The organism is Mesorhizobium sp. M0587 (genome assembly GCF_040320945.1).
Lineage (GTDB): Bacteria > Pseudomonadota > Alphaproteobacteria > Rhizobiales > Rhizobiaceae > Mesorhizobium.
On the sequence record NZ_JAMYQP010000086.1, the window covers coordinates 1 to 5950 of the forward strand.

Sequence of the window (5950 nt, forward strand, 5' to 3'; positions counted from 1 at the left end):
GGCATGGGCACGCCCGGAGTCTATCCGGCGTCAAGTCACGCAGGCATAACCAACTACATTAATGATCGAAATGCGTTCGATTTCATATCCGCGCACCAACGCCGTCTGGAGGTCGACGACGGAATGGAAGATGCCGTGCTTCAGGCGTCGGCGGGTGAGCTTGGAAGCCCTCGACAGCGTTCAGCCACGAGCAGGATGTCGGCACGAAGTGGAAGGTCCATCGCGGATGCCGGGCCAGCCAGGCCCTGACTTTCGGCTGCTTGTGGGTGGCGTAGTTGTCGAGGATGACGTGGACGGCTTTGTCGGTCGGGAGTTCAGCCTCGACCGCATTGAGGAAGCGGATGAACTCCTGGTGCCGGTGACGCTGCATGTTGCGGCCGATCACCGAGCCGTCGAGCACGTTGAGGGCGGCGAACAGGGTGGTGGTTCCGTTGCGTTTGTAATCATGCGTCATGGTGCCGCCGCGCCCCTTCTTCAGCGGTAGCCCCGGTTGCGTGCGGTCGAGGGCCTGAATCTGGCTCCTCTCATCCACCGACAGGACGATCGCATGGGCGGGCGGCGAGACATAGAGGCCGACCACGTCGTGCAGCTTTTCGGCAAAGGCCTTGTCGTTCGAAAGCTTGAAGGTGCGCCAGCGATGCGGGGCAAGACCGTGATCGTGCCAGATCTTCACGACCGAAGACGCAGCGATACCGGCCGCCCTCGCCATCGCACGGACCGTCCAGTGTGTCGCTTCGTGAGCAGGCGGCTCAAGCGTCAGCGCGACGACCTTGTCGACCAGCACGGCTTTCAGCGGCGCGATGCCGGGCGGCCGGGTCTTGTCGCGCAACAGGCCGTCGACGCCCTCGGCCATGAACCGTTCCTGCCACCGCCATACGCAGGTCTTCGACTTGGCCGTAGCCGCCATGACTGCCACAGTTCCCAAGCCTTCGCTGCTCAAAAGGATGATCCGAGCTCGCCAGACATGCTTCTGCGGCGAGCCTCGGGCCGCCACGATCGCCTCAAGCCTAGCCCTGTCGGATGCCGTAACGTCGATCATGATACCTGTGCGCATGCGACAACGAGGGGAATCCCAAATCGGACTCTTCCGTCCCGATCAGTCCACTAGGGCCGCCTTTCCAAGAGGCGGGGCCGTTGAGTATGTGATGATTGCGACTCATCTCTGGCCCCCAGGCCATGTATTAATGGTTATTCCTTCGCTGCAAAGCCAAGCTCAGCGCGGCTTGCATCCAAGATCGCCCGAAGGACGTCGATGCCGAATTTGAGGCTTTCCACCTCGACATCCAGCGGGATGCCGTAGGTGACTGTGGCTTTTGCCTCAGCGGTTACCACCTCCTCCAGTTCTTCGAACCACTGAGGACTGTTCCCTTTGTGAAGCTTCGATAGTTCCTTAATCGCGACACTAAATGCCGATTGAACAGCGATCAGAGCGGCGCCAAGCTTTCGTTCGTCTACACCCGAAATGTAAACAACAGGTCTGTTTTGCTTATCCATCACACATTTCCTCCGCCGAGTAGCGACATTGTCCTCGATCCACATCTGACGCACTGAAGCCTGTCAGCTGCAGTCTTAGGTAGCGCGCAATACTTAGGGGGACCACGTGGAAATCACTTCGACCCCTATAGCGGACCCCTATGACCTCGGCAAAAGGTTTTTCACTCAAACTGCACGAACGTAGTTTTCCGCATCTTTTCTCGAGCAGCATCAGCAACTGATCTCCGGAAAGTTCCTCCCCCTCTGGCCGCGCAGGTACTCCCGCATTCGATCTGGGAGCGGATTGCGAAGCAGGTTAACCATGCAATTAGGACTAAGGCGCTCCAAAATGTACGGCAGTGCGGTTTGCGAATTGCCAGTTCCTCGCAGGTTGTTTCCCATGACACTAAGCTGCTCCAGCCCCGTCAGTAGGTTAGCGGGCAAGCCGCTCAGAGAATTGTTGCCCGCACTGAGGAACGTTAGGCTGGCCGGGAGGTTCTCGGGTAGGCTGGCGAGTTCATTGTCGTCGGCTTGGAGTCTCTTGAAACTCGCCGGAAGGCGCTCAGGAAGGCTAGTTAGTTGATTGCCGCCGACCCAGAGATCCGTTAGCTCGGGCGGGAGATTTTCCGGCAGGAGCGCGATTTCGTTCTGGATGACGCCAAGGTCTCTGAGCCCTGGCGCGCGGGCAACTCGGTCAAGCGGTTGCTGTTGACGTGGAGCACGTCGAGCATCCCCGGAAGAAACTCAGGCAGCCTGATCAGTTGGTTGCTACCGGCATCGAGCTTTCGCAGACCGGGTGGGAGATTGTTGGGCAGCCTGGTCAGCCGGTTGTCATTGGCATTGAGCCACTGGAGGTTGGCCGGTAGTCTGGGGGGCAGTGCCGTCAGGGACAGCGATGTCAAGTTCAGCTCGGCTCGGAAATTGCCTGTTTCGAGCCAAGCCTCGATCCGTGCCATTGCCTCTTGCCGCTCCTCATCTTGCTCCTGCTCCCCTTCCTTCGTCCAGGCTCGTAAAATTTGTTTCAGCGCCGCTTCGCCGGACGAGGAGCCGGTCAAGCATTCAATCCACTTAAGGGTGTCTTCACCGTCTTGTTCGGAATTTGCCCCCACCCCTTGCCTGCTGCCTTGCATCGCGTCGCTCCTTAGGTCATTGCGCGACTGCTGATGTTATTTCAGACCGACCGTTCCTTGCCATGCAAAATCCGCATCGCGTTATGCGGGCACAAGATAGCTCGCTTTCCAGCCTATCGTGATCTCAACGGCTTTGACTTCGCCAGCAGCGAGGTAAAGAGGCAGCTGGTGCGGCAACTTCATCGTTGCGAGTTCGTCGCCGACCAGCGCAACGCCGTGCTCATCGGCGGCCCCGATCCCACGACATAATGCACACCTCGCTATGTTATTGAAGAAGCTGGATCTGCTGATCCTGTGATTGTGATAATGGACTGTGTCCGCTCCTGCCGGAATGGTGCTGGATATCGAGTTGCTCGATATCTTCATGACGGATGATCCAAGGCGTACCCTTGCAATACTGCTCGGCCTTCAGATCGCCGGCGCGGATCATGCGCAGCACGGTCATTGGCCGCAGGCCGAGCTTCGCAGCCGTTTCCTGCAATGTATACTCGCCGCGCTCCGACCGTTCGTCCTTTTTGTAGACGGCGATGTCGTGCTGGTTGCGGAAAGTGCAGACACGGGACTGCGTCCATCCGTTGAGACGACCCGTGGTTTTGCCGAGCCGGTTGAGAAGCGATGCGATCGCTCTATCGGCAATTGGCGTGCCAGGGCACGGATCAGGTCCTCGATGTCCGGCGGGGCGCCCCAACGGTGATGGCCTGCCTTGTCTTCCTGACCGAAAGCGCGGTATGGTCGCCGCCCTGCCAATGCACCAGCATTTTGATGTGGTCGTCTTCGATGGCGACGACAATCTCGCGAATCACGGCACGGATGATCCGCTTGCGCGTGGTGGCGGTGGCGTTGGCATGATGCCATGCCAGTTCGAGATCGGCGCCCATGCGCAGCAGGCTCCGCCGTTCCTCTTCTCCCAGAGCCTCAGGCTTGTGGCGGTCGAGCGCGTCAAGCTCGTCCTGACGCTCGCGGACGGCTACGAGCGCGGCATTCCAGCGTCGCTCCAGTTCGCCTGCTACAAGCCGGTTGTCCGGGTCGACGGCGTCATACTGGCGGCGTGCATGGGCGGCTTCATAACGTGCCTGCTCGAGTGCGAGCTCCACATGGCGCCGCTTCTCTCCAGCCTGCACGGTGGAGGTCTCGATGGCCTTGATCGCCGCTTCCATGCCGAGCGGTTGAAGGCGTTGAAGAACCTCCGCGCTGACCGCCTGATCGACCCGCAACGATCCGAAGCCGATGCACGGGTCGGTTCCGTGGTTGACCTGCGCTCCGCGGCAATGATAGCGCCCCGTATTGCCGTTGCTGCCGGAATAGGAGACATGCAGCTTGCGGCCGCAATGGCCGCAGCGCAAGAGACCGCCGAGCAGCAACTCGCCCCGGCGAAGAGCACCGCGCGGCACCAGGCCTTTGCTTGTGGCATTGTCCGTGATCAGGCGCTGATTCCTCTCAAAATCGTGCCAGCTCAGGTAACCTTCGTGATGGTCGATGAGCAAGACCTCCCAGTCGGCGCGATCGCGCCTGATCCCACGCAAAATCCGTTTGCGTCCGGCCTCTATGGTGACTTTGCTGCAGGTTCGCCCGAACGCATAGGCGCCGGCGTAGATCGGGTTGGTGAGAATGTGGTGCACCGTATTGTAGACGGGCAGCTTCCAGACGATCGCCCTGTCCGCCGCGCGCGTGTAATTTACGGCAGGGAGCATAATGCCCTCGCGGCGCAACCACAGATGCACCTGCCGGATGCTCTGCAGTTCGTCGAAACGCCGGAATACAAGATCGATCGCCTCGCGGATCCGCAGGTCCGGGTCTTTCTCGACCCGGTTCCGGCCCGACTTGACGTAACCGATCGCCACCGTCAGGAAAAGTTCGCCCCGTCGTGCCTTCTGCTTTAGGGCTTCGATCGAGCGGGCCCGCAGGATCGAAAGCTCCAGTTCGCTCATCGTGCCCTTCATGCCGAGCAGCAGCCTGTCGTTGGGATGACGCGGTTCGTAGATGCCGCCTCATCTATGATGAGCGTTCCGACAAGGCCGCAAAACTCGATGAGCGTATGCCAGTCCCGGCCATTGCGGGCCAGCCGGGAGGCTTCAATGGCGAGAACCGCACCAACCCGACCTTCGCAGATCGCCGCCAGAAGCTTCTCAAAGCCCGGACGGCTGATGCCAGACCCTGAACGACCGAGATCTTCATCGATGACGATGGCGTCTTTCCAGCCAAGGGACCGCGCTCGCTCGGCAAGGCCATATTGGCGTCGCCGGCTCTCGGGATTGTTGACGAGTTGATCGGCCGTCGACTGCCGGACATAGACATAGGCACCGCGCGCGAGATGTTCAGCGGTGTTCTTCATGATCTGCCTCCCGTCCCGTCTGGCTCACCACCGCTTCCCTCAGCAAGGTCTCGATCAGCGGGAGGGTGCGTTCCCGGACTTCGCCTGGAAGACTCGATGGCGGAGCCTTCTTGGAAAACAGGTCTGGCTGGTCGGTTCGGCATTGCCTGCGCTGCATGGTGGTCTCCTGGCTGGCGTGAGTCGCTCTGCAGAAAACGTAGACATGCATCGACCTCGCGGCGCAGGTCGCGCAGGCATGAAAGGGGAAAACGGGGCGCCTCGCGAACCGCCATCGTCAGGGCGATCTCTTCCGTCATCCAGATCGGAATCAGCGCCAGGCTGCCATCCGGTTGTCGCCCGACATAGGCCGGCTCACCGCAATAACGCTGACGGCCTGTGACGAAAATTTCCCCGCCCGAACGTGGATGAAAGGCGTAACGGACAATCTTCTTTGCCTCGCCATCCTGATAACGGGCATTATGAGCCCAGTCCGACCGGCCTGGGCAAGAGTTGGCTTGCCTGCGCGCTCGGGCATAAGGCCTGCCGGGACGACCGGTCCGTTCTCTATAAGCGTGTCCCACGCCTGTTCGCCAACCTGGCGCTCGCCAGAGGCGATGGTCGCTACGCACGCCTGCAACGCACGCTCGCCCGGGTCCAATTGCTGATCCTTGATGATTGAGGCCTTGAACCAGGCCCGCCACGATCTCCTCGAAATCCTCGAGGATGGCTACGGCCGCCGCTCCACCATCATCACCAGCCAACTGCCCGTGTCAGCATGGCATGACGTCATCGGAAATCCGACTTATGCCGACGCCATCCTGACGCAAGCGGACCGCAACCGGCAAGTGGCATATGGACGAGATCTATATCAAGGTTCGCGGCCGTTGGATGTATCTGTATCTTTATCGCGCCCTCGACAGCGTCGGCATTCAGCCCCCCTTTCGGTATCGGTCAGCAGTTGCCCAATTCAACTCTCCATCGGCGCCAGGGCATCATCCAGGTTGGGCGCAGGCGAGCCGATCAGGGTGGTCGCAGT

6 protein-coding genes and 4 pseudogenes are annotated in these 5950 nt (G+C 60.3%); 3 read left to right on the forward strand and 7 right to left on the reverse strand.

Annotated features, from left to right (window positions below):
- Window positions 1-90: 90 nt before the first annotated feature.
- The 3 genes and pseudogenes from NKI49_RS32980 to NKI49_RS32990 form a co-directional block, all read right to left on the reverse strand.
- Window positions 91-1054, reverse strand: a pseudogene (locus NKI49_RS32980) (IS630 family transposase); the annotation flags it as partial.
- A 134-nt stretch (window positions 1055-1188) separates the two neighbouring features.
- Window positions 1189-1494, reverse strand: coding sequence for a hypothetical protein (locus tag NKI49_RS32985; protein WP_352608360.1), 306 nt, complete (start codon window positions 1492-1494; stop codon window positions 1189-1191).
- A 584-nt stretch (window positions 1495-2078) separates the two neighbouring features.
- The gene (locus tag NKI49_RS32990; RefSeq protein ID WP_352608362.1) at window positions 2079-2603 is read right to left on the reverse strand and encodes a hypothetical protein; all 525 of its coding nucleotides are present in this window, start codon (window positions 2601-2603) and stop codon (window positions 2079-2081) included.
- A gap of 93 nt (window positions 2604-2696) precedes the next feature.
- On the opposite strand from NKI49_RS32990, the pseudogene NKI49_RS32995 reads away from it, so the two are divergent.
- Window positions 2697-2837, forward strand: a pseudogene (locus NKI49_RS32995) (ATP-binding protein); the annotation flags it as partial.
- Window positions 2838-2868: 31 nt separating this feature from the next.
- Here NKI49_RS32995 and NKI49_RS33000 read toward each other — a convergent pair.
- Genes NKI49_RS33000 through NKI49_RS33015 form a run of 4 tightly spaced genes read right to left on the reverse strand, consistent with a single transcriptional unit; the run spans window position 2869 to window position 5092 of the window.
- On the reverse strand, window positions 2869-3291 hold the full coding sequence (locus NKI49_RS33000) for a helix-turn-helix domain-containing protein (RefSeq protein WP_352608364.1): 423 nt from the start codon (window positions 3289-3291) through the stop codon (window positions 2869-2871).
- Window positions 3260-4531: a recombinase family protein gene (locus tag NKI49_RS33005; protein ID WP_352608366.1), complete on the reverse strand. Its 1272-nt coding sequence runs from the start codon at window positions 4529-4531 to the stop codon at window positions 3260-3262. Before NKI49_RS33005 ends, NKI49_RS33000 begins: the two co-directional genes overlap by 32 nt.
- An 8-nt stretch (window positions 4532-4539) precedes the next feature.
- Window positions 4540-4935 carry a recombinase family protein gene (locus NKI49_RS33010; protein WP_352608368.1) on the reverse strand — a complete coding sequence of 132 codons (396 nt, stop codon included), beginning with the start codon at window positions 4933-4935 and terminating at the stop codon, window positions 4540-4542.
- Entirely contained in the window at window positions 4919-5092 is a 174-nt protein-coding gene (locus tag NKI49_RS33015) for a hypothetical protein (protein ID WP_352608370.1), read from the reverse strand. Before NKI49_RS33015 ends, NKI49_RS33010 begins: the two co-directional genes overlap by 17 nt.
- A gap of 312 nt (window positions 5093-5404) precedes the next feature.
- On the opposite strand from NKI49_RS33015, the pseudogene NKI49_RS33530 reads away from it, so the two are divergent.
- Both NKI49_RS33530 and NKI49_RS33030 read left to right on the forward strand, forming a co-directional pair.
- Window positions 5405-5753 (forward strand): annotated as a pseudogene (locus tag NKI49_RS33530) (ATP-binding protein); the annotation flags it as partial.
- Window positions 5737-5841 (forward strand): annotated as a pseudogene (locus NKI49_RS33030) (DDE-type integrase/transposase/recombinase); the annotation flags it as partial. The pseudogenes NKI49_RS33530 and NKI49_RS33030, both read left to right, overlap by 17 nt.
- Window positions 5842-5950 lie beyond the last annotated feature (109 nt).

What these genes read in the sequence shown, in the direction of transcription:
- NKI49_RS33010 (WP_352608368.1), bottom strand. Translation starts at nt 4,935, where the DNA reads ATGAAGAACACCGCTGAACATCTCGCGCGCGGTGCCTATGTCTATGTC.
- NKI49_RS33005 (WP_352608366.1), bottom strand. Translation starts at nt 4,531, where the DNA reads ATGAGCGAACTGGAGCTTTCGATCCTGCGGGCCCGCTCGATCGAAGCC.
- NKI49_RS33015 (WP_352608370.1), bottom strand. Translation starts at nt 5,092, where the DNA reads ATGCAGCGCAGGCAATGCCGAACCGACCAGCCAGACCTGTTTTCCAAG.
- NKI49_RS32990 (WP_352608362.1), bottom strand. Translation starts at nt 2,603, where the DNA reads ATGCAAGGCAGCAGGCAAGGGGTGGGGGCAAATTCCGAACAAGACGGT.
- NKI49_RS32985 (WP_352608360.1), bottom strand. Translation starts at nt 1,494, where the DNA reads ATGGATAAGCAAAACAGACCTGTTGTTTACATTTCGGGTGTAGACGAA.